Here is a 24,936-nt window from a genome sequence, read left to right on the forward strand (position 1 = left end):
TGTTACGGGGTGCCGCCCTCCTGGCGGGCCATCCACTCCATGATGGCCCGTTCGGTGACGGCGAGGTCGTCGGTGGGGCTGAACTGCAGCAGCTCGGTTCCGGCGTCGACGTACGGCCGGTGGCCCGGCGGCTGGTAGAACGCGTCGCCGGCCTCGTACACCTCCTCGTGGTCCCCGAAGACGTAGCGCATGCGTCCGGCGATGACGTAGCCCCAGTGCGGGCAGTGGCACATCCCGCCGGGCAGTGCTTGCAGCGGACCGTCCAGGTCGGCCTCGGCGGCGAAGGAGACGAACTCGACCGTGTAGCCGTTCATCTCCGCGCGGCGGTCGGTCACCGGCCCGAACTCCTGGACCTGCGGCGCCGACTGCTTGGATACCTTGGGCATCGGTACGGCTCCTCCCGGTGGCAACCCCGAGACTTCCCCTCGTGTCGAGTCGACCACTTCGCGCCCCGGGCCGCATCCGGGCCGGACGCCGGAACGCGCGCCGCCGGTCCGGAGGAGGTCCGGACCGGCGGTGCGCGCGGGTGGGGTGCGGGTGTCAGGGCGCGGGTGTCAGGGCGTGGGTGTCAGGGCGCGGCCGGGGCGGCCGGCGCGCGGCGGGACAGCGCGTCGGAAGCCTTGACCGTGCCGTACAGGGAGACGGCGAGGGCGAGGACCAGGGCGGCGCCGGCGGCGAAGAGACTGCCGGAGGAGACGGCCTTGGCGCTGCCGGCCTCGGTACGGGCGGAGCCGGCGAGGAACGGCACGACCGCCAGCACCGCGACCCCGAGGACGACCTCGCCCCAGACGACCTTCGGGAAGTGGTGCAGCGTGAGGTGGCGGAGGGACGCGGTGTCGTCGGCGCGGCGGGCCCGGGCGATGCGAGGCATCAGCCAGAACTGGTTGAAGGCGCCGGCGGTGACCAGGGCGAGGACGAGGAGGACCTTGACGAGCAGGGCGAGGCCGTAGCCGGTCGTCCACAGCTGGGACACCGCGCCGACGTGCTTCCAGGTGAGCCAGAGGCCGGAGACGACGACGGCGCCGACGCAGACCATGGCGACGAGGCTGAAACGGCGCCACAGGTCGGCCCACAGCGGGCCGGCCGCGTCACCGAGGCGGCCGCGGGCGCCGGCGAGGGCGACGAGCAGGGCGAGGCCGCCGAGCCAGACGGTGCCGGAGACGATGTGGACCTGGTCGAGGACGAGGTCGAGCCAGCGGTCGAGGTCGGCGGGCGCGGTGGTCGGGACGGCGGCGATCAGGGTGACGGCGAGGGCGGCCGGCAGGGCGGCGAGCGCGACGCGGTCGGTGTGGCGGCGGACGGCCGGGACGAACAGGGCGGTCAAGGCGGCGGCCGTGGCGAGCAGGACGGCGTTCTGGACGAGGTAGACCGTGCCCTGGGAGATCCAGGCGCCCTTGGCGGCGGGGGCCCGGAGGAAGTCCAGGATCCGGTCGGGGGCGAGGGCGTCGCCGAAGGGCATGCCCTTGCCGGAGCGGGCGACGCGGGCGGCGAGCTGGAAGTAGCCGGTGACCAGCAGCACCACGCCCGCCCAGGCGAGGTACACCGCCGATCTGGATCTCAGGACGGCCGCGTCGTGCGTGCCGTCCTCGCCGCCGGTGCGTTCGGCGGCCCGCAGGGACGGGAGGACGGTGGTGGCGTAGGTGACGGTGGTGCCGATGGCTCCGCTGAGGCCGATGAAGTAGCCCGTCTTGGTGAGGATCCGCCAGAGCTGGGGCGTGGTGTATCCGGCCGTGTTCGCGGCCAACAGCAGACTGTTCATGAGGGAAGGCTAGCCTTAGGAAGGTTAGCCTTCCCTCATTCTTGGCCCTCGGCTGTCCTATCGTCATGAATCCGTGATGAACCTTCGGGAACCGGTGTGGGTCGAGGTGCGTACGCGCCGGCGGGGGCGTTTCGTGGAAGCAGCGCGGGAATCGCGTCACGACGAGTCGGCAAGGGAGCGGTGACATGGCTGTGGTGATGTCGATGCGGTGGGTCGGGGCCACTCCGGAGCAGTACGACACGGTGCGTGACGAGGTCCGCTGGGAGGAACTCGAACCGGCGGGTGCGCAGCTGCACGTCGCCTGGTTCGACGCGCAGGGCCTGCACGTGACCGACGTGTGGGATTCCCAGCAGGCGTTCGAGACGTTCTTCGCCGAACGGCTGGCCCCGGCGGTCGAGAAGGCCGGCATCCCCGGCGCACCGGAGACGACGTTCAGCCCGCTCCACCGGCGCTTCGTCGTCCCGGGCGTCAGCGGCGCCGCCTGACCGGACCCGGCGGGTGCGGACGGCACACGGCGGGTGCGCCGTAGCCCGGCGCACCCGCGCGGGGGTCAGGGCCGGGCCTCCAGGAGGATGTTGAGCGGGGCGCTGTCCTCGGCGATCCGCCGCACCCGGGTGAGCCCGCCCGCCGCCAGGACCTCCCGCAGCCGGGCCTCGCCGGCCATCGTGCCGAGCGCGGCCGCGCCGGTCTGGGCGAGCGAGGACGGGGTGCACACCAGGGTGGAGATCGCGTAGCCGACGCGGGCGTAGGGATTGGCGAAGTCGTCGGCGAAGCGGTCGGCGGCCAGCGGCTCGACGACCAGGACGGCGCCGTCCGCCGCGAGGGCGGCCCGGGCGTGCGCCACGGCGGCGACCGGATCGCCCATGTCGTGCAGCGAGTCGGTGAAGGTGATCAGGTCGTAGCCGTCGCCGGGGTAGCCGGCGGCGTCGGCGACCTCGAAGACGGCCCGCCCGTCGAGCCCGGCCTCGGCGGCGGACGCCCGGGCCCGGGCGACGGCGGCGTCGTCGGGATCGAAGCCGACGACGGTGCTGCGCGGCCACCGCTGGGCGATCAGGATCGAGGAGAGGCCGTGGCCGCAGCCGACGTCGGCGACCCGGGCACCGGCGTCGAGCCTCGGCACGATGCCCTCGACGGCGGGGATCCAGGCGGCGATCAGGCCGTGCACGTACGCGGGGCGGGTGAAGCGCTCCTGCGCCAGGCCGAGGGCCGGGTGGTGCTCGCCCCAGCCCATGCCGCCGCCGGTGCGGAAGAAGCCCTCGATGCGGTCGAGGTCCGCCCAGAGCGCGATCAGGCCGGGGAAGACGCCGATCAGCGCGGTCGGGGAGCCGTCGTCGGCGAGGACGGCCGCGTACTCGTCGGTGAGGGTGAAGCCGTCCGTCGCCGGGTCGTGGTCCAGGTAGCCGGCCACGGCGACGCCGCGCAGCCACTCCCGGACGTAGCGCTCCACCAGGCCGGTGCGGGCGGCCAGTTCGGCGGAGGTGAGCGGGCCGGCGCCGGCCATCGTGCGGAACAGGCCGAGCCGGTCACCCAGCACGATCAGCGGTGCGGTGCAGTTGACGCCGAGCTCGCCGAAGACGTGGCCGACGGCGGCTTCGAGTCGGTCGGGGTCGACGGTCGGGGGCGTGGAACCGGTCGGCGACGCGGGTTCGGTCGGGATCGGGGTCGGGGTCGGGGTCGGGGTCGGCGTTCCGGCTTCGGCCGGTGCTGCGGTTTCGGTGGCGGGTGCCATCTCGATCACCTCTTCGGAAGTGCTGGTGACCGAGAGGCGTGGGAAACCGCCTCACAAGCTGTGGGACGGGCGCCAGCCGGGCCGTCGGGCGGTTGCCGTCGGGCGGTCACAGCTGCCAGTGCACCGGCTGCGCGGGGCGGTAGGCGCACGCCCGTCCGGTGGTGACCGACGCGGCGAGGTGCCGGCCCAGCTCGGGGTGCTCGCGCTCGATCCGGCGCATGGTGTCCCGGATCCGGGCGGTGACGGTGGTGCGCGCCCGCTCCCCGGCGTCGCCGAGGCGGCGCGGGCGCCCGCCGAGGCCGTACGCGCCGCGCAACTCGGCGACCAGCGCGTCGCGTTCCTCCTCGGCGCGGGCCAGCCGGGGGACGTCGTCGAGCTCGCGGGCCTCGGCGATCTCCCCGTCGAGGCGGTCCAGCCGGGCCCGGTAGGCGGCGCGCGCCCGTTCGTCCGCGCGCTCGTCGCTGCCGGAGGGCGGCTGGTCCGGGCCGCCCAGCAGCCGGGTGGCGGAGACCTCCCGGCCGGGGGAGGACAGCAGCAGCGCCAGGTCGTGCAGGCCCTTGGCGTCCTTGAGGACCACCGTGCGGCCGCGGTACCCGAGCGTCCACAGCTGGCCGTCCCGGTGGAACACGTGGTCGCTGTCCGCCCGTGCGAGGGTGGCCCGGGCGTCGTCGCGCAGCCAGTCCAGGCCGAGCTCCTCGGCGGCGGCCAGCGCCTGGGCGAGCAGCAGGCGACCGCGTTCGCCCGCCGGGTCGCGGGCCAGCAGCGCCCGGCCGAGTTCGAGCCGGGCCCGGACGGCGACGGGCCGGGCGCCGAGGCGGTCGGCGCCGTCCAGGGCGTCCGTCAGGTGCCGGACGGCCTCCGGCCCGGTGGCGGCCAGGCCCAGGTAGAGCGCCACCGGGCCGAGGACGGCGACACCGCCGCCGATCACGATGGTCTCCCGCTCGTACGGCAGCAGCCGCCGGTAGCGGTCCTCGCGCACCTCCGGAACGCCGGCCGCGACGGCGATCTCCACGTCGAACGCGAGGCCCGCCAGCGCCCGCCACCGGTAGCGGGACAGCACCTCGGCGGCGGGCAGCGCGCGCAGCACGGCGGCGGCCGCCCCGGGCTCGTCGGCCGCCAGGTGGTCGAAGCAGCGCCAGTGCGGCAGGAACTCCGGCGGCAGCCCGGCGTCGCCGCACTCCGCCAGCGTGGCCGCGACCCCGGCCGGCCCCTCCCGGGCCAGCGCTCCGGCGATCCGCTGGGTGGCGCTCACCCCGGCGCCGTCCGGTTCACCGATCGCCTCGGCCAACTCGGATGCCTCGGCGGACAGTTGATCGGCCTCGCGGTAGCGGCCGCGGAGCAGCGCCCAGGCGGCGTCGCGGGAGCGGACCAGGTAGCGGGCGCGCGGCAGCCGGGACCGCTCGGCCGCGTCCGCCGCCCGGCGCAGCGCGTCCGCCGCGCCCGGGTCGGCGAGTTCCAGCAGCGCCACGAAGCGGCACAGCGTGCCCTCGAACTCCAGTGCCGTGTCGTGCGCCGCCACCGCGGCCGCCACCATGCCGTCGGCGAGGGCCAGCCGGTCCTGCGCGGTGCCCGGCGCCCAGGTGACGTCGTGCTGCGCGAACAGCGCCGTGGCCAGGGCGTGCGGATCGCCGGCGGCGCGGGCCCGGTCCGCGGCCCGCCGGGCGAGGTCCCGCGCCCGGGGGGTGTCCCGCTCCGGCCCGTCGGCCAGCTCCCGGGCCAGCGCCGCGAGCACCTCGGCGTGCACGGCCGCGTGCGGCCCGCCGGCCAGGGTGGCCTCGGCGCGCTCCAGCCGGTCGACCACCTCGCGCGGGGAGTCGTCGCTGCGGACGCCCGCCTCGTGGAGCCCGAGCGCGGCCGCCGCCAGCAGCTCCGGCCGGTTCGCCGCCTGGGCGGCCTCGGCCACCTCGGCGAACCGGCGGGCGGCCGAATCCCTCGCCCCGGCGCGCAGTTCGGCCTCCGCCAGGTCGGCGCGCAACCGCAGTGCCGCGGGATCGTCCGGGGCGGTGAGCCGTACCGCCTGCTGCCACCACCGGGCGGCCTCCTCGTACGCGAGCAGGGCCATCGCCTCCTCGCCGGCCCGGACGGCGTGCCGGACGGCCGGTTCGACCGGGCCGAACGGCAGGGCCTGGCCGTGGTGCCAGGCCAGCTCGGCCGGGCCGGCGGTGTCGGCCAGGGCCCGGGCGGCGGCGAGGTGGAGTTCGGCGCGGCGGGCCGGATCGAGCCGGTCCACCAGCTCCGCCCGGAAGAGGTCGTGGACGAACCGGTAGCCGTCCGGGCCGTCCCGGGCGACGATCCGCGCGCGCAGCGCGGGCTCCAGCAGGCCGGGGACCTCGGCCCGGGGCACGGCCGCGACGCCGGCGAGCCGGTCGGCGGTGAACGCGCGGCCGAGCACCGCGGCGGTGCCGAGCGCCCGGGCCGTCCGGTCCGGCAGCCGGGCCAGGCGCCGAGCCACCGTCTGCCCGACGGCCGTGGGCACCGTCGGGTTGTCGCTGCCGGCCGGGTTGTCGGCGGCAGCGGCGCGCAGCCGGGCGACCTGCTGGACGAAGAACGGGTTGCCGCCGGTCCTCCGGTGCACCAGGTCCGCCGCCTCCGGCGTCGCGGGCGGCCCGAACCGCTCCAGCAGCGTGCCGACGCCGGTCGGGTCCAGGCCGCCGAGCACCACCACCTCGGCGCCGGGCAGCGCGGGCAGGGGGTGGTCGTCGGGCAGCTCGACGTCCCGGTAGGTGCCGATCAGCAGCAGCGGCTCGTGCCGGGAGCGCCGGCCCAGGTGGCCGAGCAGCAGCACCGACGCCGGGTCCGCCCACTGCAGGTCGTCCAGGACCGCCACCAGCGGGCGGCCGTCCCGCAGCAGCAGGCCCGCGATCCGGTCGAACAGGGCGAGCCGGGAGTCCGCACCGCCGGCGGGCGCCGCCGTGCGCCGCGGCGGATCCTCCCCGGGGAGCTCATCCCCGGGTGGCTGTTCCCCGGGTGGCTCTTGCCCGGGCGGCTGTTGGCCGGGCGGCTCCGGGGCGAACGGCCCGGCCCGTCCGGTGACCGCGCGCACGATCTGCTGCCAGGGCCACAGCGCGGGTGCGACACCCCCGTCCTCGCACAGGCCCCACACCGCCGTCACACCGCTGCTCCGGGCGTACCGCACCACCTCGGCGGCGAGCGCCGTCTTCCCGATCCCCGGCTCCCCGGCCAGCAGCACCAGCCCGCCGCGGCCCGCCGCGGCGCCGTCCACCGCGCGGCACAGCGACGTCAGCAGCGCGGCCCGGCCCACGAGCTCCGACTCAACCGGCGGCCCCACACCGGCATTCTCCCACCGGGCCGGGCCCGTCACCCCGTGCGGATCACTGCGCGCGCACGATGACCACCGGGCAGGTGGCGTGCTGCGCGCAGCGCGTGCTGACCGAGCCGAGCAGGGCCCGGGTGAAGCCGCCGTGGCCGTGGCTGCCGACGACCAGGACCGCGGCGCCCCGCGACGCGTCCAGGAGCACGTCCGAGGCGTCGCCCATCACCAGTGCCGGGCGGATCTCCACCGGATGGTCCTCGCCGAGCACCGACTGGAGCTCGTCGGCGAACTTCCGGTCGGCCACGTCCCGGTCGAGGGCCATGTCGACCACCGGCGCCGACCAGCCGAAGTGGCTCGGCGGCTCCCAGGCGCCCACCGCATCGACGACCCCGCCGATCAGCGTGGCGTGCCGGATCGCCCAGCGCAGCGCGGCGTGCGACGACGGCGAGCCGTCGACGCCGACCACGACGCGGGGAGCGGATTCGTTCGCGTCCATGTGCACCGTCCTGTCGGTCGTCGCCCCCTCCACCACGGTGCGCGCCGCCCGGGGCCGCCGCCAGTACTTACCGGCAGCCGGGTGACGGCGGCCCGGCGGCGGGCCGGCCGCTCAGCCGGCCAGGCCCGGCAGCACCTGGGCGCCGGGCAGCCGGGCCAGCGCCCGGCCCGGGAGGATCAGCTTGCCCCGGCGCCGGCCGCTGCCGACCAGGACGTACGGGGCCGCGGCCACCGCCTCGTCGATGAGCAGCGGCCAGGCGGCGGGCAGGCCGACGGGGGTGATGCCGCCGTACTCCATGCCGGTCAGCTCGACCGCGACGTCCATCGGCGCGAAGGACGCCTTGCGCGCCCCCAGGTGCGTACGGACCGCGCGGTTGACGTCCACCCGGGTCGTGGCCAGGGCGAGGCACGCGGCATGGGTGACCTCGCCGACGCGTTTGGCGGCGACCACCACGCAGTTCGCGGAGAGCTCCGGCGGCGTGTCGTACGCGGCGCAGAAGACCGCGGTGTCCGCCTGCTCCGGGTCGGTGTCCACGTAGAGCACGGACGCGGCCGCGTCCCGGGCGTCCCAGTTCTTCAGGGCGTCGGCCACGGGGGCGGCCAGGTCGTCGCACACCTCCAGCGCGGCGAAGGCGGTCGGGAAGCTGCCGAAGGGCGGGGGCACGGGCTCGCTCATGGGACGGACTGTAGCGCGGCCCGCCGCCCCGCCCGGCTATCCCCAGTAGCCCGCGTGCACCGCAGCCGCCTCCTCGAACAGGTGCGGGCCCGACACCTCCACGGTGTCGCCGCCCGCGGCGAAGACCCGTCGGCACGGCAGGTCGAGCACCGGCTCCTCCGGGTCGGCCCCCGCGATGGCGATCAGCTCGGACGCGCCGAGCGCGTAGACGACCTGCCGGATGCCGCTCCAGTAGATCGCGCCGGCACACATCGCGCACGGTTCGGTGCTGCTGTACAGGGTGGCCGCGGTCAGCTGCGCCGGGTCGAGGGTCCGGGAGGCCCGGCGGACCAGGTTGATCTCCGCGTGGGCGGTGACGTCGCGGTCCGTCAGCACGGTGTTCTCGGCGGTGAGCAGGACGTTCCCGGCGGCGTCGGTCAGCACCGCGCCGAAGGGGTGGTTGCCGCGCTCGCGCGCGCTGTTCGCGAGCCCGATGGCGGCGAGCAGGTGGGTGCGGGTGTGGTCGGCCATGGCGGGCTCCTCGGGGTGCTGGACGGGTGCGGTCGGGTGGTGGGTCGCGTGGCGGGTGGGGCGTCGGAACGGGTGGCGGGGTCGGGTAGCGGGGTCGGGCCGTGGGGTCGGGCCGTGGGGTCAAACGTATGACGGCGGGCGTTCGACGGAAGCGGCCCGGCAGCGGGCGCCCGGGTGACAGGATGCCCGGGTGAACGAGATCACGCGTGCCGCCGAACGCCTCCTGGCCACCCGGTTGTCCGATCCCGTCGACCTGGGCGGGAGCACCCGCACCACCGTGCTGCGCTGCCGGACGGCGGAGGGGCGAAGCGTCGTCGTCAAGGCCTACACCGGCGGGCGGGACGCCCTGCGCGGCTTCACCGCCGAAGCGGCCGGGCTCGCGCTCGGCCTGGCCGGCCCGGAGGTGCTCGGGGTGGACCGCGAGGTGCCGCTGCTCGTCCTGGCGGACCTCGGGGACGCGCCGACGCTCGCCGACCTGCTGCTCGGGGACGACCCCAAGGCCGCCGAGGAGGGCCTGCTGGCCTGGGCGGTCGGGCTCGGCCGGCTGGCGGCCCGCTCGGTGGACCGCCGCGCCGACCTCACCCGGCTGTGGGCGCGGTACGACACGGGCACGCCCACCTGGGCGGAGGACCCGTGGATCGCCCGCGCCGCCGCCGCCCTGCCCGGCGTGCTGGAGGCGGCCGGCGTCGCCGTACCGGACGGCCTCGGAGCGGAGCTCGCGCGGATCGGCACGGCGGGCGGGGAGGAGTACCCGGCCTTCACCCCGGGGGACACCTGCCCGGACAACAACCTGCTCACCCCGGACGGGCTCCGGCTGCTCGACTTCGAGGCCGCCGACTTCCAGTCGGTGTTCCTGACCGCCGCCTACTGCCGGATGCCGTTCTCCTCGTGCTGGTGCGTGTTCGCGCTGCCGGACGGGCTCGCCCGGCGGATCGAGGCGGCGTACCGGGCCGAGGTCGTCCCGGTGTACCCGGCGCTGGCCGAGGACGCGGTGTGGGAGGACGGGATGCGGCGGGCGGTGGCCGTGTGGACGGTGCACGCCACCCTGGGGCTGCTGCCGCGCACCGCCGAGGACGGCCCGATGCACCGCACCCGGCGGCCGGTGCCGACCCGGCGCCAGGTGCTCAGGCACCGCTGGGAGACGGCGGCGCGGCTGGACGGGCTCCCCGCGTTCACGGAGACGATGCGGCGCCTGCTCCGCGAGGTCGCCGACGGCTGGCGGGTGGACCCGCTGCCCGGCTACCCCTGCTTCGGGCGCGGAGGCGCCGACCTCGGCTGACGGGCCGCGACGGCCGCCACTCCATCCGGCCGGTCAGCCGTACGGGACGACCGCGACCGGGCAGTGGACGTGGTGGATCGCGGCGTGCGCGACCGGGCCCAGGTGGTGGTGACGCAGCGGCCGGTGGTGACTGCGGCGGCCGACCACGAGCAGCCGGGCCGTCGCCGCCGCGTCCACGAGCTCGACCGCGGGCCTGCCCCGGACCAGGTCGGCCGTCACGGCCACCTCGGGGTGCCGGGCCCGCCAGGACTCCAGCGCCTCCGAGAGGTCGGCCCGCTCGTCGCCGGACACCTCGCCCTCCAGCCCGCCGATCGCGCCGTAGGACATGTGCTCGCTGCCGGCCGGCGGGGACCAGACGTGCACCACGCGCAACGGCGCCGAGCGGAGCGCGGCGGCCTCGAACGCGAAGGCCAGCACCGGATCGGCCGGGTGCGCCAGATCGAGGCCCACCGTCACCGGGCCGTCCGGCTCCTCCTCGCCCGCCCGGACGAGCACCACCGGGCAGGCGGCCCGGCGCAGCACCTCCTGGCTCACCGAGCCGACCAGGAAGCCGCGGACGGTGCCCAGCCCGCGTGAGCCGAGCACCAGCACGGCGGCGCTCCCGGCGGCGGCCTCCAGCGCCTCGGCGGGCGCGGCGGACTCGGTCGCGGAGGAGACCTCCACCCCGGGCGCCAGGGCGCGCAGGGCGGCCTCGCGGGCGGCGAGTTGCGACCGGACGTGCCGGTAGCTCTCGTCGCTGCCGACCACGTCCCGCTTCGGCAGCGGCCACGCCTGGAGGATCCGGAGCGGCAGGCCCCGGCGCTGCGCCTCACGGGCGGCCCACTCGGCGGCGGCCAGGCTCTCCGGCGAGCCGTCGAAGCCGACGACCACGGATCCGGTCATGGCGTCCTCCTCGGTTCCGCGCTGGATCGGGGCGGCGGGGGCGGGGCCCGGCCGCCCGGGTGCGGTGCCCCGCGGCCCCGGGCTCGGTGCCCGGCGGGCCCGGGTGCCGCCCCAGTATCGGCAGTGGACGCGGCCGGCGCCTCCCGGGGCGTTCCGCCGGGTGCCGGCCTCGCCCCGGCGGAGCGGTGCCGCCGCCCGCCCGTACCGGCTGAGCAGCGGAAACGCCCCTCGGGTGAGCGGATATCCTGATCACATGAGCGACAACCTTCCCGCGTGCCCGCAGTGCGGCGGCGAGTACACCTATGAGATGGACGCCCTCATGGTCTGCCCGGAGTGCGGCCACGAGTGGGCGCCCGCCGACGTCGGCGCGGCTGCCGCCGGGGGCGGGGAGCGGGTGGTCAAGGACTCGGTCGGCAACGTGCTGAACGACGGCGACACCGTGACCGTCGTCAAGGCCCTGAAGGTGAAGGGCAGCGCCTCCGGCATCAAGGCCGGCACCAAGGTGCGCAACATCCGCCTGGTCGACGGGGTCGACGGCCACGACATCGACTGCCGCATCGAGGGCTTCGGCGCCATGCAGCTCAAGTCCAGCGTGGTCAAGAAGGCCTGAGCGGCCTTCGCGGGCCTCGGCTCGTTCTCGTGGACCTGAGGCTCGTCCTCCGGCGGGGCCGGAGGACGAGCCTCAGGCGCGGATCCGGCGGAACACGACCAGCAGGGCGACCGCGGTGAGCGCCAGTAGGATGCCGGCCTCGACGAGCTGGACCGGCACGAGGTGGTCGGCCGGGTGGTAGCGGAGCCAGACGGCGGTGGCCCCGTCGCAGGGGGAGGACTGGCAGGTGTCGTCGGAGATGCGGCTGCCGTCGGCCAGGACGGAACCGCGCTCGACCAGCCACGCGTTGGTGGGCTGCCCGATGAAGGAATGTCCGGCGTCCATCGGGACCACCGTCTCGACGATCGGGTGGAAGTACGGGCGGACCAGGCTCATCAGGCCGTGGGCGCCCGCGACCAGCGCGCCGGTGAGGAACATCGCGGGCAGCGTCCGGCGCACCAGCCGGCCGACCAGGACACCCAGCGCCAGCGCGAACAGCGACCAGGCGATCGGCGCGACCCCGAGGGCCGGGTAGGTGAAGAACTGGAACGGCGGGTCGAAGGCGACCGGCCCGTGCACGATGTCCGTCCACCACACCCAGGTCATCAGGGAGGCGAGCGCGCCGCTGAAGACCAGCACCGCGAGGCCGGGCACCGCGAGCCGGGCGGCCAGCCAGCGCACCGGGCTGACGGACTGCGCGCGGATCAGCCGGATGGTGCCGCGCTCGTACTCCTGGGCCAGCAGCGGCGCGCCGACGAAGACGCCGATCAGCAGCGGGACGGCGGTGACCGCGGGCTGGAGTATCCGGACGAACCAGTAGTTCGGCCGGTCGATCGGCGAGAGCAGCGTCCAGCACCGGGTGCCGGACCAGGTCGAGGGGCTGTAGCAACCGGTGCGCCGCAGGACGCCGATGGTGTGCCGGCTGGCGAGGTGGATCCAGAGGAGGTCGGCCGCCGCCAGGACCAGCACTGCCGCCAAGGTCCACAGCACCGCCCGGCTTTGACGGGTCGTCAGCCAGAGCATCCCGCGCAGCCCGGGGGCGGCGGGGTGGCGGCTCGCCGGTACGGTGGCGCGGTCGGGCAGGACGTTCGTGCTCATGCGGCGGCCCCGTCGTTCGTGTGCTCGTCGTTCGCGTGCTCGTCGTTCGCGTGCCTCGTGGCGAGGTTCCCGTCGGCCGGGCGCTCGGTGGTGGGGTGCCCGTCGACCGGTGCGCGGAGGTAGCCGAGCAGCAGCTCCTCCAGGCCCGGCCGCTCGCCCTCCCACGGACCGTCCAGCGGCTCACCGGTGCGCACCAGCGCGGTGGCCCGGCGTCCGCCGACGCGCTGCTCGACGACCAGGTCGGCCGGGAGCGCGGCGGACCCGGCCGGCCCGGTGACCAGCTGGTGCCCGTCCAGGATCTCCTCCAGGTCGCCGGCGAGTCGGATCCCTCCGCGCTGGACGAGCAGCAGGTGGTCGATGACGCCCTCCAGCTCGGGGAGGATGTGCGAGGAGACCACGATGGTGGTGCCGCGTTCGGCGGCCGCGGACATCAGGGTGCCCATGAGCTGGTGGCGGGCGAGCGGGTCGAGGTCGGCCATCGGCTCGTCGAGCAGCAGCAGGTCGGGGATCTTGCCGAGGGCGAGCGCCAGGCAGACCCGGGTGCGCTGCCCGCCGGAGAGCGAGCCGATCCGCGCCTTGGGCCGCAACTCGCCCTGGTCGACGATGCGTTGGGCCGTCTCCTGGTCCCAGACCGGATTGAGCTCACGGCCCATCCGCAGCGTCTCGGCGACGCTGAGGCCCGGATAGAGCGGCTTGTCCTGGGCCACGTACGCGACCCGGGCCCGCTGCTCCGGTGTGCCGGCGGCCTCGCCGAACACTCGCAACTCGCCCTCAGTGGGGGCTAGTTGTCGGGCAGCGAGGGAGAGCAGGGTGCTCTTGCCGGCTCCGTTGGGGCCCACCACGCCGCAGATCCGCCCGGTCGGGACGGTGAAGTCGCAGTCGCGCAGGGCCCAGTCACCCCGGTACCGCCTGCCGAGGCCGACGGCCTCCAGCGCGGGCGTCATGGTCGTCGGGTCTTCCACCCGGTCCCCCCACTGTTCTCAGTTCGGTGTTGCCGGGGAGACCCCGGTGTCGAAACGCTGCTCCAGGACGGAGGCCATCAGCGCGGCGATGTCCTCGCGCTCCAGGCCCGCCTCCCGGGCCCGGTCCACCCAGCCGACCAGGTCCGCGCGCAGCGGACCGTCGGCCGCCGCCTCCGGCCGGGCGAGTGACCGCCGGACGAAGGTGCCGAGCCCAGGCCGGGGCTCGACCAGCCCCTCGCGTTCGAGTTCGCGGTAGGCCTTCAGCACGGTGTTGGGGTTGATCGCGGTCAGCTCCACCACCTCACGGGCGGTCGGCAGCTTGTCCCCGGGCTGCAGCAGCCCGAGCCGCAGGGCCTGTTTGGTCTGCTGGACGATCTGCTGGTAGGTGGAGACGCCGCTGCGCCGCTCGATGCGGTACTCGATCACCGGCGTTCCGGCCTTTCACTAGTTCAATAGTGGAATGGTGGCCCACTGCGGCGCGCGGGTCAAGCCGAACCGGGGGAGGGGTGGGACGAACGGCCCGGTCAGGGGCGTTTGAGCAGCAGCAGGCCGTCCCGGTCGACCAATCGCCGGTAGCCCGACTCCTGGTAGACCGTCAGCATGCGGGCGGTGTCGGCGACGGCGCACGGGGCCCGCACGCTCGGATCGAGCAGATCGACGACCACCCACTCCGGACCGGGCCGGGCGGGCTCCCGGCACACCAGGGTGACCTCCGTCCGGTCGGTGAGCTGGGCCGCCAGGCGGTTGGAGGCGGCCACCGTGGCGTCGTCCGGTATCAGCCGGAGCATCGCCCGGGTCTCGGTGAGCCGCGGCGAGGTGCGCCAGGCCTCCGGCATCACCACCTCGTGCAGCGGGTAGAGCGGCAGCGTCACGACCGTCACCAGGGCGCTGACGAGCAGTGCGCGCCGGGCGCGGCGGGGGAGCGGGGCGGGCCTGGTTGCGGCCCCGCCGACGGTTGTGGCCTCGCTCGCGGTCGCGCCGACGGTTGTGGCCTGGCCGACGGTCGGGTGCCGGTCCCGGGAGCGGGCGAGGGCGTCGACCAGGGCGGCGACCGCGATCGGCATCAGCACCGCGCTGTAGTGGTAACTGACGCCCCAGTAGTGCGGGTTGGCGGACAGCAGCCGCCAGGCAAGGGTGGGCACGCAGAGCAGGAAGAGCGGAGAGCGCAGGCCGAGGAAGCCGGCCGTGGCGGCGAGCAGGAACAGCAGCAGCCACTTGACCGGCGGCCACAGGAGGCGCAGCGGCAGCGCCCACGGCGCGGACTGCCCGCCGCCGTCCAGCTGCTGCCAGTAGTCGAAGCCTCCGCCGGAGTTGAACGCGGGCAGCACCACGAGCACGGTCACCGCGGTCGCGGCGAGGCCGACGGCGGCGAGGGCGAGACCGGGCAGCGGGGTGCCGGCGGCCTGCCGGGCCTGCCAGGCGATCAGCAGGCCGACGGCGGCGACGGTCAGGCCCAGGTCCTCCTTGACCAGCAGCAGCGGCAGCGACCAGAGCGCGGCGGCCAGCGGGCGGCGCCGGCCGAGCGCGGTGGCGGCGAAGGCGAGCAGCGGGACGGCGAACGCGATCTCGTGGAAGTCGTCGGCCGCGGCCCTGACGATCCCCCAGGAGGCCCCGGTGACGCAGCCGACCACCAGAGCCACCCGCGGCCCGGCCACCTCGTGGGCCCAGCGGGTCAGCGGGACGACGGCCAGTGCCATGAGCAGCGCCTGGGCGACCACGAGGGTGAGCGGCGTCGGGAAGGCCCGGTACGCGGGGGCGAGGGTGGCGATCAGCGGGTGGAAGTGGTCTCCGAGCAGGTGGTACCCGGGCCCCTTGAGCGGCACGATCGGCGCCCGCAGGTGCGCGTACGCCCGGATGGCCTGTTCGAAGATCCCCAGGTCGTAGGCCTTGGTGAGGCCGCGGCGGTGCCGGTTGGCGGCGACGCAGACGTAGAGCGCGGCGAAGACCGCGGCCAGGCCCCAGGCCAGTGCGGCGGGGTGGCGCGACAGGCGCGGGGTGCGGGCGGGGTGGCCGGACGGGGCCGCCGGCGGCTGGGGCCGCGGCTGAGGTGGGGGCGGGGGCTGGGGTGGGCTGTGCGGGGAGGGGGCCAGGGGCATCGGCATTGAACCCTTTCACTATTCGATTAGTGGAAGGGTGATGGAAGGCTGAGCGGGCGTCAAGCTCGGCCCGGGCGAGGCCGGGTGGTGCCGGGCGGTGTGCAGAAGCGGACGTGCATCACCATCTTGACTGGTGATGCACGCCTGTCGCGGTGGAGTCACCATCTCGACCGGTGATGGCAATGTGTTCCGACGTCACGCCCCTGACAGGTGCGCGGCACCACAGGTGACGGTAATGCCGGGGGCCGTGGCCGGTGGTCGACGGGTCAGCCGGCCCGCCCGGATCCACGGTCGAGGAGTCCTGCCCGGTGCCGTCACCGGAACATGTCGGCCGGTGCGGTCAGTGCGCGCCCATGGCGGGCGAGGTCTTCTTCCGGGCGCGGTAGGCGGCGGCCTTGATCTTGTTGCCGCAGGACTCCATGCCGCACCACTGGCGGCGCATGCCCCGGGAGCGGTCGATGTAGATCCGCGTGCACTCCGGGTTGCCGCACTCCTTCAGCAGGGGGACGTCCGGACCGCTGAGCAGTTCGACGGCGTGCCGCGCGACGGTGGCCAGGGCCTGTCCGGGTGTCGCCTCGTTGTGCCGGCCGGCCACTGTGAGCTGCGGCGTCACGGGGGTCCTGCGTGCGGCGGCGTTGAGCACGGCGAGCGCCTCGCGGTCGAAGTCCTCCTCGGCGAGGCGGTTGGTGACGAGCCGGTAGACGGCCTCGCGTACGGTCTGTGCCTCCCGGACGTCCTGCTCGTCGCCGGGCGTGATGGTGTCCACGAGTCCGCAGTCCAGGTACCAGGCGTTCAGCCGCTCGGGCGTCACGAACATCTCGAACCGGGTCGACCGCCGCGCGCGGAGGGTCGCGGCGAAGTCGAGGGCCGGGTGCCCGCACACGAAGACATGGTCAAGGTTCACATCACCATTCTGACAGGTGACTGTCAGGGGTGCAAGGACCGGCCGGTGCGCGGGCAGCGCCCACGGCTGCGCGCACCGGCCGGGTGTGAGGGGACGCGGCTACGGCTGTGTGCACCGCCCGTCCGGCTCCCGCGGTGGTCGGCCCGCCGGGCGCGAAGCCCCGGACGCGGGCCGGACCACGCGCCGGCGGTTCACACCGCGGGGGCCCCGGTCTCCTGCAGCGTGCCGTCGGCCAGCCGCAGCCAGCGGTTCACCCCGATCTCGGCGAGGAACCGCTCGTCGTGGCTGACCACCAGGAACGCGCCCCGGTAGGCGTTGAGCGCGCTCTCCAACTGCCCTGCGCTGACCAGGTCGAGGTTGTTGGTCGGCTCGTCGAGCAGCAGCAGCTGCGGGGCCGGATCGGCGCACAGCACGCAGGCGAGGGTGGCGCGCAGCCGCTCCCCACCGGAGAGCACCCGCACGGGCAGGTGCGCCCGGGCGCCGCGGAACAGGAAGCGGGCGAGCAGGTTCATCCGCTCCGCCTCGGGCCGCTCGGGCGCGAAGGCGGCGAAGTTCTCCGCCACGGTGCGCTCCTGGTCGAGCAGGTCCAGCCGCTGCGAGAGGTAGGCGATCCGGCCGTCGTTGCGGGTGATCAGCCCGTCGTCCGGGGAGAGTTCGCCGGTGATCAGGCGCAGCAGGGTCGACTTGCCCGCGCCGTTGGGCCCGGTGAGCGCGATGCGCTCGGGGCCACGGACGTTCAGGTCGACACCGCCGTCGGCGAACACGGCCCGGCCGCCGTGGCGGACCTGCAGCCCTTCGCCGAGAAACAGGTTGCGCCCGGCGGGCACCTGGGTGTCGGGCAGTTCCAGGGACAGCCGCTGTTCGTCGCGCAGGGCGCGGCCGGCCTCGTCGAGCCGGGCCCTGGCCTCGCTGACGCGGGTCGCGTGCACCTGGCCGGACCGGCCCGCCGACTCCTGGGCGCCGCGCTTCATGTTCCCCGCGAAGATACGGGGCAAACCGGCGTTCTTGAGGTTGCGGGCGGCGTTGCTCGCCCGGCGCTCGGCGCGTTCGCGGGCCTGCTGCATCTCCCGCTTCTCCCGCTTCAGCTCCTGCTCGGCGTTGCGGACGTTCTTCTCGGCGGCTTCCTGCTCGGCCCGCACGGCCTCCTCGTACTCGGTGAAGTCGCCGCCGTAGTAGCGAAGTTCGCCGCCGTCGAGTTCGGCGATGCCCTGCATGCGATCGAGCAGCGCGCGGTCGTGGCTGACCAGCAGCAGGCAGCCGTTGAAGTCCGCCAGCACGTCGTGGAGCTTGCGCCGGGCGGCCAGGTCGAGGTTGTTGGTGGGCTCGTCGAGCAGCAGGACGTCGGGGCGCTTGAGGAGCTGGGCGGCGAGGCCGAGCGAGACGATCTGGCCGCCGCTGAGCGTGCTCAGGCTGCGGTCCAGGTCGAGATGGCCCAGGCCGAGCCGGTCGAGCTGGGCGCGGGTGCGCTCCTCGATGTCCCAGTCGTCGCCGATGGTGGTGAAGTGCCGCTCGTCGACGTCGCCGGACTCCACGGCGTCGATGGCGCTGATGACCGCGGCGACGTCGAGCACCTCGGCGACGGTGAGGGCCCCGGTCAGGGGGAGGCTCTGGCTGAGGTAGCCGAGGGTGCCACTGACCGTCACCGAGCCGGTGCTGGGGGTGAGTTGACCGGCGATCAGCTTGAGCAGGGTGCTCTTGCCGGAGCCGTTGGGGGCGACCAGGCCGGTCCGGCCGGCAGGCACGGTGAAGGACAGGTCGTGGAAGACCGGGGTGTCGTCCGGCCAGGCGAAGGAGAGGTTCGAGCAGACGACGGCGGCGTCGGACATGGAGGTGACCTCGAAAGGGGGTGAGGGCAGGGCTCTGGAGCGCTGCCCTGGGCAGACACGGGAAAGGGGTACGACGAAGCCGACCACTTCGGCGGCGGCGCTTCCGGTGCGCCGGCCGGTGGCCGTCAGATCCGGATCTCACCCGGAGATGTCGTCGTCACCCGCCATGTCTGCCACTCCTCGATCACACGAACGTCAGGTCACGCGCAGCGTAGCAGGTTGTTCCGCGAAGGCCGCCGCCGTTTTCCACCGGCCCCTCCGCGTCGGCGCGTTGACCGCCGCGGTGGGGCGGATCACCGGCAGGGACGGCCCCGACCTGTCGGCCTTCGGGCCCTTCGCGTTCCGGTCGCCCGGGGGTGCGCCGGGCGGGTGCGCGGGTGGCGCCGGCCGGGTGTCAGCCGACGCGGTAGCGCACCGGGAGGGACCGCACGCCGCGGATGATTCCGGAGCCGATCCAGTCGAGCGAGTCCACCGGGACGGCCAGGTCCAGCTCCGGCACGCGCGCCAGCAGGGTGCGTAGGGCGACGGTGGCCTCCAACCGGGCGAGCGGGGCGCCGAGGCAGTAGTGGACGCCGTGCCCGAAGGCCAGGTGACGGGCGGCGGGCCGGGCCACGTCGAGGCCGGCCGGGTCGCCCCCGCCGTCGGCCTGCGGGGCGTCGTGTCCGGCGGAGCCGAGGGCGACCGCGACCAGGCTCCCCCGGGGGATCGACACCCCGCCCAGGTCGAGGTCCTCCGCGGCGTAGCGGTTCGTGGAGCGCTCGACCGAGGTGTCGTGGCGCAGGAACTCCTCCACCGCGCCCGGTACCAGCTCCGGCCGCTCGCGCAACAGGCGCAGCTGGTCGGGGTGTTGCAGCAGGGCGAGCACCGCGTTGCCGAGCAGGTTCACCGTGCTCTCGTGGCCCGCGACGACCAGCATCAGGGCGGTGCCCACCAGCTCCTCCTCGGACAGCCGGCCGTCCTCCGATCCGCTGCCCGGGTGTCTCTCCAGGCCGCTCTTCGGGCCGGCTCCGTGGTCGCCCGGCGAGTCGCGGACGGCGACCAGTGCGGAGAGCAGGTCGTCCTGCGGGCGGCGGCGCTTGTCCGCGACCAGGGTGGCCAGCAGCGCGTGCAGGGCGGCCAGCGCCCCGCGGTGTTCGGGCGAGGTCACCTGCAGCGCCTGCCCCGACCAGCGGCGGAAGTCCCGGTGGTGTTCCGGCGGGATCCCGAGGAGTTCGGCGATGACGGTGGCCGGCAGCGGGGCGTTGAACGCCTCGACCAGGTCGATCACACCGGACGGCGGCATCCGGTCGATCAGCGCGTGGGCGATCTGTTCGATGCGCGGCGCCAGCGCGGCCGTCCGGCGCGGGGTGAAGGCGGTCGCGGCCAGGCGGCGCAGCCGGGTGTGCTCGGGCGGGTCGGCCTCCAGCATCTGCGCGCCGAGTCCGACCGAGGGCTCGTGCAGGACGAAGCCGGCCGCGGCCAGCGCCCCGGCGGCGGGGGTGGCGTCCTTGAGCAGGGCCGGGTGGGTCAGCGCCTCGCGGGCCAGGTCGTGGCCGACGACCAGCCAGCCGGTCAGGCCGGGTTGGAACTCGGCGGGGTGGACGGGGCCGAGCTCCCGGAGCGCGGCGTAGCGGGCGGGGGCGTCCGCCTTGAAGGCGGGATCGAGGACCACTCGGCCGTCCCGGTACGGGCAGGGCTCGTCGGTGTCCATGAGGTGTCTCCTGATCGCTCGGTGTTCGGGTCGGTCTGGTCGGTGTGGTCGGTGTTCGGGCCGGTGGGTGGTCGGTCGGCAGGTCGGCAGGTGGGTGTGCGGGCGCGGACGCGCCGGAGGGGCATGCGCGTGCTGCGCATGCCCCTCCGGCGTCGGGGAAGCTCAGTCGTCGCCGTCCAGGACGGTGAGGACCTGCAGCACCTCCAGGTAGATCCACACCAGCGTCGTGGTGAGGCCGAAGGCCGCGAGCCACGCCTGCTCGCGGGGGACGCCCTCGGCGAGGGCGTCCTCCACCTGCCGGAGGTCCAGGGTGAGGAAGCCCGCGCCGAGCAGGACGCCGACGGCGCCGAACAGCAGGCCGAGGACGCCGCGGTGGACGCCGAGGTCGTGGCCCACGCCGAGGGCGGAGAAGAGCAGGTCGGCGAGGAGCAGCAGGAGGAAGCCGGCCGCGGCGGTGGCGAGGAAGCCGGTGAACCGGCGGGTGACCCGGACCCAGCGCATCCGGTGCGCGACCAGCACGGCCGCCGACACGGCGAAGGTGCCGAGGACGGTCTGGACGACCACACCCGGGGCGAAGTAGGTCGAGGTCGCGCCGGAGATCACGCCGAGGAACACGCCCTCGAACGCCGCGTACCCGAGGATCAGGGCCGGGGACGGCAGCCGCCGGACGGCCTGGAGCATCGCGAGGGCGAACGCGACGGCGGCGGCGCCCAGGGCGATCCCGTACGAGCGGCCGAGGTCCGCCTCGTCGACGGGCAGGAGGAGCCAGGAGAGTACCGCGGTCAGCACCACGGTGCCGAGCGTCGTCGCGGTGCGCACGACCACGTCGTCCAGGGTCATCGCGGGGGCGGCCGGGGCGGCCGGCGGAACCGTCGGGGCGTCAGGCGTCAGAGTAACGGCGGGCGTTGCGGCGTGTGCTCCGTCGGTGCGGGGGCCGGCCGCCGGTGGGCCCCCGGCCGGGGTGCGGACCGGCCGGCGCGTCGATGCCTCGGTCGGTGCGGCGATGCGGGCGGCGCCCCAGCGGGAGAAGACCGGGTTGGTGCTCTTCACGTCAATCCTCCTCGTCGGCCGCGGGTGTGCGGCCTGCGGTGGAGCGTCGTCCTGGAGCGACCGTGCGGAGGCGCACGTGTGAGCACGCCCGCGCCCGGGGCTGACGACAACCCCCCTTGTATCACCACTCTGGCAGGTGACGTAGAGGCCGGGCAAGTCATCCTCACGGCCGGTCTCCGGCGGGCTCATCCGGGCGGCGCTCCCGGGTGGTCGAGCAGTCCGTGGAGGAAGCCGTCCCAGTCGATGCCCTCCAGCTCCGCCTCGGCCGGGACGATCCGGTAGGTGGCGTCCAGCCAGGCCGCCAGCGGTCCGGTCGGCAGCTCGAAGAGGGCCTCCAGCTCCGGGGTTTCGAGGAGCAGCCAGGAGGACGGCTGCTCGTCGGCCCGGCCCGGCCACATCCGTACGTCGCCGCAGCCGCTCATCGCCGTCAGTCCGCCGTGCAGGAGCGCGCGGCCGAACCGCCAGACGAGGCTCGGGCCGCGTTCCGCGAGGAACTCGACGGCGATCACCGCGGGCGTCCGCGGGTCGAAGCGGAACTCCGCCCGCGAGGGGAGCCGGGTGAACTCGTCGAGCATCCGGTCGACGTCCAGGACCAGGGGCGGCAGGTGTGCGGCCGTCGGGTGTGCCCGCAGGGGCGGTCGGTCACGGTGCATGGCATGGTTCCCCTCCGAGGTGCGGACTGTGCGGCCCTCACTCTCCGCCGGGGGCGGGCCCCCGCGCATCGGTCACTTGACCGTCGAAGGGCGGTGCGCGGCGGGGCGTTCACGAAGCCGGGGCGGTGCGGCGGGCAGAGTCGGCCCCGCCGGAGGCACCGTCATTTGACTGCCCCCTCCCCGGAGTCGGCCGGATCGGGGCCGGATCCGGGGAGGGCCGGAGCGGTGTGCACGACGACGGGGCCGACAGCACATGGCTGTCGGCCCCCTCCGGTCGTCCTCCCGCCGCGCCGGACCCGCGGAACCCGGCTGCGGCGCGGCTCACTTGGCGCGCAACGGCCCCGCGAAGGACTTGCGCAGGGACGGCGGGGCCGCCACCGGCAGGAGCGCGGCGAGCATCCTGCCCTTGACGGTGGTCGGGTGCCGGGTGAGCTCGACGTCGACCCTGGTGCCCTCCGCCCCGGGGGTCAGCCGGAACACCCAGCCGCCGCCGGCCCCGAAGAGCTTGGAGTCGAGCGTCGTGATGGTGACGGTGTCGCCGCCCGGCTCCCACTCGTACCGCGCGCGCTCCCACGCGGCTGCGGTGCCCTCGGTGACCTCGGCCCAGGTGTCGCCCCGGTCGTGGACCTCGAAGTGCTTCGCGTCGATCGTGGGCCAGGTCTGCGCCCGGGAGGGGCCGAAGTCGGTCAGCACCGCCAGGACGTCCTCAGGGGAGAGCGTGGAGACGAGATGGAACCGTACGACTGCCATGATGGGCTTCCTCGGGGATGAGTGGCTGGTCGGGCCGGTGATGCACCGGCCGTGGCGGGGGTGCGGCGGTGCCCGGTGCGGCCGCTGCGGGTCACCGCGCGGTGGGGTCGGGTGCGGGGAGGGCGGCCGGTCAGCCGGCGGTGGCGCGGGCGGCCTGTTCGATGACGTCCGCGACGAGGCGCGGGCGGGAGACGGCGACGGAGTGCGAGGCGGCCACCTCGGTGGTGTGGGCGTGGGCGCGCTCGGCCATGTAACGCTGCACCGCGACCGGGATGTTGAGGTCCTGGGTGGTGACGACGGACCAGCTGGGCGTGGTCTGCCAGGCCGCGCCGGTGGCCTTCTCCTCCAGGGCCGCCTGGGCGATCGGGCGCTGCTCGGCGGCCATCAGGGCGGCCCGGCCGGCCGGGACGTCGGCGGCGAACTGGTGGCGGAACGCGTCCTGCTTGATGTAGAGGTCGGTGGCGGTGCTGCCGTCACCTTGCCGGTAGGTGACGGGGTCCAGGGCGCCGGGGAGGGTGGAGCCCGGGTACCTGTTGGTGAGCTCCAGGGCGGTCTCGCCGGGGGCGGGCAGGAAGGCGGCCACGTAGACGAGGGCCTTGACGTCGGGGTCGTCGGTGGCGGCCTCGCTGATCACGGTGCCGCCGTAGGAGTGCCCGGCGAGGACCTTCGGGCCCTTGATGTGGTCGAGGACGGTGCGCAGGGCGGCGGCGTCGGAGGCGGGGCCGCGCAGCGGGTTGGCCGCGGCGACCACGGGGTAGCCGTCGGCGCGGAGTTCGGCGATGACGCCGTTCCAGCTGGAGCCGTCGGCGAAGGCGCCGTGCTCCAGGACGACGGTCGGCTTGGCGCGGCCGCCGAAGGCGTCGGCCCCGGCCCCGGCGGCGCCGCCCGCGCCGAGCGCGGAGCCGGGCGCGGTGAACGCGCACAGCGCCAGGCCCGCCGTGGCCGCTGCGACCGCACCCGCCATCAGCCGCTTGCGCCCACCCTTGATGCTTGCCACGACAAACCCCTTTTCGGATATTCCGGACATGGCCGGGCCGGCTGGTGCCGACTTCGTCACCGCTTTGACTGGTGATGAGTTTGTCGTGGCGTCGCGTTACCTGTCAAGGCGGTGACGCGATGGCGGGCTACCCGCGCCGCACCAGGGCGTCGACCCGGACGGCCACGGACAGCAGCTCCCGGTCGGCCCACCGGCGCCCGATCAGCTGCAGGCCGACGGGCGGTGACGCGGTGACCGGAAGGGGCACCGTGACCGAGGGCAGGCCGGCGACGGCGGCCGGGGAGGTGTTGCGGATCAGGGTGAAGAACGTGGGCACGTCCTGCCCGTTGAGGGGGAGGGAGTCCTCGAAGCGGTGCAGCGGCCGGGCGCACACCGGGACGGTGGGACTGAGGATCGCGTCCAGGCCGTTGGCCGTGAACAGGTCCTCGTAGGCCGCCTGCATCACGCGGCGCCGGGCGAGCGCCCCCTGGAGGGCGGCGTCCCCGGGGTACCCGGGGCCGGTGGGCAGGGCGGTGGCCTTGAGCATGTCGCCGATGACGGGGTCGGAGACCGCGTCGAGGACCTCGGCCGGGGTGAGTCCGGCGCGGTGCTCGTCGAGGTAGCGGCCGAGGGCGTCGGCGAACTCGCCGAAGACCAGCGGGAATCCGATCCGGGAGTCGTGCTCGACCAGGTGCGCCGTGTCCACCGGGACCCAGGTGGTCCGTTCGGTGGTCAGCCGGTCGACGGCGTCCTGCCAGGCGGCCCGGACCGGGCCCTCCAGATCCTCGGTGAACACGTGCCTCGGCAGGCCCAGCCGGAGCCGGCGTCCCGGGTCCTGCGGGCTCCCGGTCGCGCCGGTGACGACGGTGTCCAGCGTCAGGAGGAGGTCCAGGGTGTTCGCCATCGGGCCGGGTGTGTCCCGGGTGGGGCTCAACGGCGTGACGCCCGCCGAGGGGTAGCGCCCGGCGCTGGGGCGCAGGCCGTAGATGCCGTTGAGGGCGGCGGGGATGGTGATCGAACCGCCGGTGTCGGTGCCGAGCCCGGCGTCGGCGACGCCCGCCGCCACCGCCGCGGCCGTGCCGCCGCTGCTGCCGCCCGCGAAGAGGGCGGGGTCGGTGGCGTTGCCGACGGCGCCGAAGGCGTGGTTGCACGAGGTGGCTCCCAGGGCCAGCTCGTGCATGTTCGTCTTGCCGAGGACGATCGCCCCCGCGGCGCGCAGGGCCCGTACGACGGGTGCGTCCGTGGCGGGGACGAACTCGGCGAGCGCCGGGGTGCCGGCGGTGTTGGGCAGGCCGGCGACGTGGATGTTGTCCTTGATGACGAGGCGCCAGGGGGCCGGCTCTTCCTGCTTCTCCTCCTGCCCCTGCTGCTCCGCCCCGCGCCCGCCATCGGCGTCGTGGCGGGCCGCGGCGGCGAGCGCTCCCTCGGTGTCGAGCGTGATGAACGCGTTGAGGTGCTCGGTCGCGGCGGCGCGGTCGAGCGCTGCCTCCACCGTCTCCTGCGCGCGGCCCCGGCCGGTCGGGTCCGGGTTGACCATGGACGTGTCTCCTTGTGACGGTGCGGGTGAACGGCTGCGCCGCGGCCCCGGCCGGGCAGTGCCGGCCCGGCCGGGACCACGCCGGAAAGGGACACTAGCGGTGTCGCCAGGCCGGTACCACCCGGTAACTGGGCGCCGCGGGTGGAGCGTTGGACCGGGCCGACGGCCCGGCGTCGACCTGGGTCGGGCGGAGCGGAGCAC

The 24,936-nt window shown here is 75.2% G+C and carries 23 protein-coding genes; 3 read left to right on the forward strand and 20 right to left on the reverse strand.

Features of this window, described 5'->3' with window-relative positions; genetic code table 11:
• Window positions 1-2: 2 nt before the first annotated feature.
• Together ACIRST_RS02220 and ACIRST_RS02225 are read right to left on the reverse strand one after the other, a co-directional pair.
• Window positions 3-386: a hypothetical protein gene (locus tag ACIRST_RS02220; RefSeq protein WP_350523142.1), complete on the reverse strand. Its 384-nt coding sequence runs from the start codon at window positions 384-386 to the stop codon at window positions 3-5.
• Window positions 387-568: 182 nt separating this feature from the next.
• Window positions 569-1,759 (reverse strand): CopD family protein, encoded by a 1,191-nt coding sequence (locus tag ACIRST_RS02225; RefSeq protein ID WP_350523141.1) that lies wholly within the window; start codon window positions 1,757-1,759, stop codon window positions 569-571.
• A 185-nt stretch (window positions 1,760-1,944) separates the two neighbouring features.
• On the opposite strand from ACIRST_RS02225, the gene ACIRST_RS02230 reads away from it, so the two are divergent.
• Window positions 1,945-2,244 (forward strand): hypothetical protein, encoded by a 300-nt coding sequence (locus ACIRST_RS02230; protein WP_350523140.1) that lies wholly within the window; start codon window positions 1,945-1,947, stop codon window positions 2,242-2,244.
• 65 nt (window positions 2,245-2,309) lie between these two features.
• On the opposite strand, the gene ACIRST_RS02235 is transcribed toward ACIRST_RS02230, so the two are convergent.
• From ACIRST_RS02235 to ACIRST_RS02255, 5 genes are all read right to left on the reverse strand, one after another.
• On the reverse strand, window positions 2,310-3,488 hold the full coding sequence (locus ACIRST_RS02235) for a class I SAM-dependent methyltransferase (RefSeq protein ID WP_402799258.1): 1,179 nt from the start codon (window positions 3,486-3,488) through the stop codon (window positions 2,310-2,312).
• A 106-nt stretch (window positions 3,489-3,594) separates the two neighbouring features.
• The gene (locus ACIRST_RS02240) at window positions 3,595-6,777 is read right to left on the reverse strand and encodes an ATP-binding protein (protein WP_402799261.1); all 3,183 of its coding nucleotides are present in this window, start codon (window positions 6,775-6,777) and stop codon (window positions 3,595-3,597) included.
• A 43-nt stretch (window positions 6,778-6,820) separates the two neighbouring features.
• The gene (locus ACIRST_RS02245; protein ID WP_402799263.1) at window positions 6,821-7,258 is read right to left on the reverse strand and encodes a universal stress protein; all 438 of its coding nucleotides are present in this window, start codon (window positions 7,256-7,258) and stop codon (window positions 6,821-6,823) included.
• Between the two features lie 111 nt (window positions 7,259-7,369).
• A complete protein-coding gene (locus ACIRST_RS02250) occupies window positions 7,370-7,933 on the reverse strand; it encodes a YbaK/EbsC family protein (protein ID WP_402799265.1) in 564 nt (187 codons plus the stop codon).
• A gap of 36 nt (window positions 7,934-7,969) precedes the next feature.
• Window positions 7,970-8,443 (reverse strand): nucleoside deaminase, encoded by a 474-nt coding sequence (locus tag ACIRST_RS02255; protein WP_350523135.1) that lies wholly within the window; start codon window positions 8,441-8,443, stop codon window positions 7,970-7,972.
• A 190-nt stretch (window positions 8,444-8,633) separates the two neighbouring features.
• On the opposite strand from ACIRST_RS02255, the gene ACIRST_RS02260 reads away from it, so the two are divergent.
• Complete coding sequence (locus ACIRST_RS02260) at window positions 8,634-9,722, forward strand: hypothetical protein (protein WP_396545820.1); 1,089 nt, start codon at window positions 8,634-8,636, stop codon at window positions 9,720-9,722.
• 33 nt (window positions 9,723-9,755) lie between these two features.
• On the opposite strand, the gene ACIRST_RS02265 is transcribed toward ACIRST_RS02260, so the two are convergent.
• Window positions 9,756-10,604, reverse strand: a complete 849-nt coding sequence (locus ACIRST_RS02265) for a universal stress protein (RefSeq protein WP_402799269.1) — start codon at window positions 10,602-10,604, stop codon at window positions 9,756-9,758.
• Between the two features lie 253 nt (window positions 10,605-10,857).
• Here ACIRST_RS02265 and ACIRST_RS02270 point away from each other — a divergent pair, with 253 nt between their 5' ends.
• Window positions 10,858-11,214 carry a zinc ribbon domain-containing protein YjdM gene (locus tag ACIRST_RS02270; protein WP_402799272.1) on the forward strand — a complete coding sequence of 119 codons (357 nt, stop codon included), beginning with the start codon at window positions 10,858-10,860 and terminating at the stop codon, window positions 11,212-11,214.
• A 72-nt stretch (window positions 11,215-11,286) separates the two neighbouring features.
• Here the strand turns inward: ACIRST_RS02270 and ACIRST_RS02275 are convergent, their stop codons facing one another.
• The 12 genes from ACIRST_RS02275 to ACIRST_RS02330 all read right to left on the reverse strand — a co-directional run bounded on the left by ACIRST_RS02275 (window position 11,287) and on the right by ACIRST_RS02330 (window position 24,735).
• The gene (locus ACIRST_RS02275) at window positions 11,287-12,291 is read right to left on the reverse strand and encodes a hypothetical protein (RefSeq protein WP_402799275.1); all 1,005 of its coding nucleotides are present in this window, start codon (window positions 12,289-12,291) and stop codon (window positions 11,287-11,289) included.
• Window positions 12,288-13,253 (reverse strand): ABC transporter ATP-binding protein, encoded by a 966-nt coding sequence (locus ACIRST_RS02280; protein WP_402799278.1) that lies wholly within the window; start codon window positions 13,251-13,253, stop codon window positions 12,288-12,290. The genes ACIRST_RS02275 and ACIRST_RS02280 overlap by 4 nt, the downstream gene beginning before the upstream one ends.
• Window positions 13,254-13,271: 18 nt before the next feature.
• Complete coding sequence (locus ACIRST_RS02285) at window positions 13,272-13,679, reverse strand: GntR family transcriptional regulator (RefSeq protein WP_350523129.1); 408 nt, start codon at window positions 13,677-13,679, stop codon at window positions 13,272-13,274.
• A 98-nt stretch (window positions 13,680-13,777) separates the two neighbouring features.
• Complete coding sequence (locus ACIRST_RS02290; RefSeq protein WP_402799282.1) at window positions 13,778-15,349, reverse strand: DUF2079 domain-containing protein; 1,572 nt, start codon at window positions 15,347-15,349, stop codon at window positions 13,778-13,780.
• Between the two features lie 340 nt (window positions 15,350-15,689).
• The gene (locus ACIRST_RS02295; RefSeq protein ID WP_350523127.1) at window positions 15,690-16,253 is read right to left on the reverse strand and encodes a CGNR zinc finger domain-containing protein; all 564 of its coding nucleotides are present in this window, start codon (window positions 16,251-16,253) and stop codon (window positions 15,690-15,692) included.
• A 191-nt stretch (window positions 16,254-16,444) separates the two neighbouring features.
• A complete protein-coding gene (gene abc-f / locus ACIRST_RS02300) occupies window positions 16,445-18,079 on the reverse strand; it encodes a ribosomal protection-like ABC-F family protein (protein ID WP_402799286.1) in 1,635 nt (544 codons plus the stop codon).
• 394 nt (window positions 18,080-18,473) lie between these two features.
• Window positions 18,474-19,769 (reverse strand): cytochrome P450, encoded by a 1,296-nt coding sequence (locus ACIRST_RS02305; RefSeq protein WP_402799289.1) that lies wholly within the window; start codon window positions 19,767-19,769, stop codon window positions 18,474-18,476.
• A 162-nt stretch (window positions 19,770-19,931) separates the two neighbouring features.
• A complete protein-coding gene (locus ACIRST_RS02310) occupies window positions 19,932-20,819 on the reverse strand; it encodes a Bax inhibitor-1/YccA family protein (protein ID WP_402799292.1) in 888 nt (295 codons plus the stop codon).
• Between the two features lie 185 nt (window positions 20,820-21,004).
• Window positions 21,005-21,472, reverse strand: coding sequence for an SsgA family sporulation/cell division regulator (locus ACIRST_RS02315; RefSeq protein WP_402799295.1), 468 nt, complete (start codon window positions 21,470-21,472; stop codon window positions 21,005-21,007).
• A gap of 321 nt (window positions 21,473-21,793) precedes the next feature.
• On the reverse strand, window positions 21,794-22,222 hold the full coding sequence (locus ACIRST_RS02320; RefSeq protein WP_402799297.1) for a hypothetical protein: 429 nt from the start codon (window positions 22,220-22,222) through the stop codon (window positions 21,794-21,796).
• 130 nt (window positions 22,223-22,352) lie between these two features.
• Complete coding sequence (locus ACIRST_RS02325; RefSeq protein ID WP_402799300.1) at window positions 22,353-23,219, reverse strand: alpha/beta fold hydrolase; 867 nt, start codon at window positions 23,217-23,219, stop codon at window positions 22,353-22,355.
• Between the two features lie 127 nt (window positions 23,220-23,346).
• Window positions 23,347-24,735 (reverse strand): amidase family protein, encoded by a 1,389-nt coding sequence (locus tag ACIRST_RS02330; RefSeq protein WP_402799302.1) that lies wholly within the window; start codon window positions 24,733-24,735, stop codon window positions 23,347-23,349.
• Window positions 24,736-24,936: the final 201 nt, after the last annotated feature.

Origin of the sequence: Kitasatospora sp. NPDC101447, assembly GCF_044767225.1 — a bacterium.
In the GTDB taxonomy this organism is placed as follows: Bacteria; Actinomycetota; Actinomycetes; order Streptomycetales; family Streptomycetaceae; genus Kitasatospora.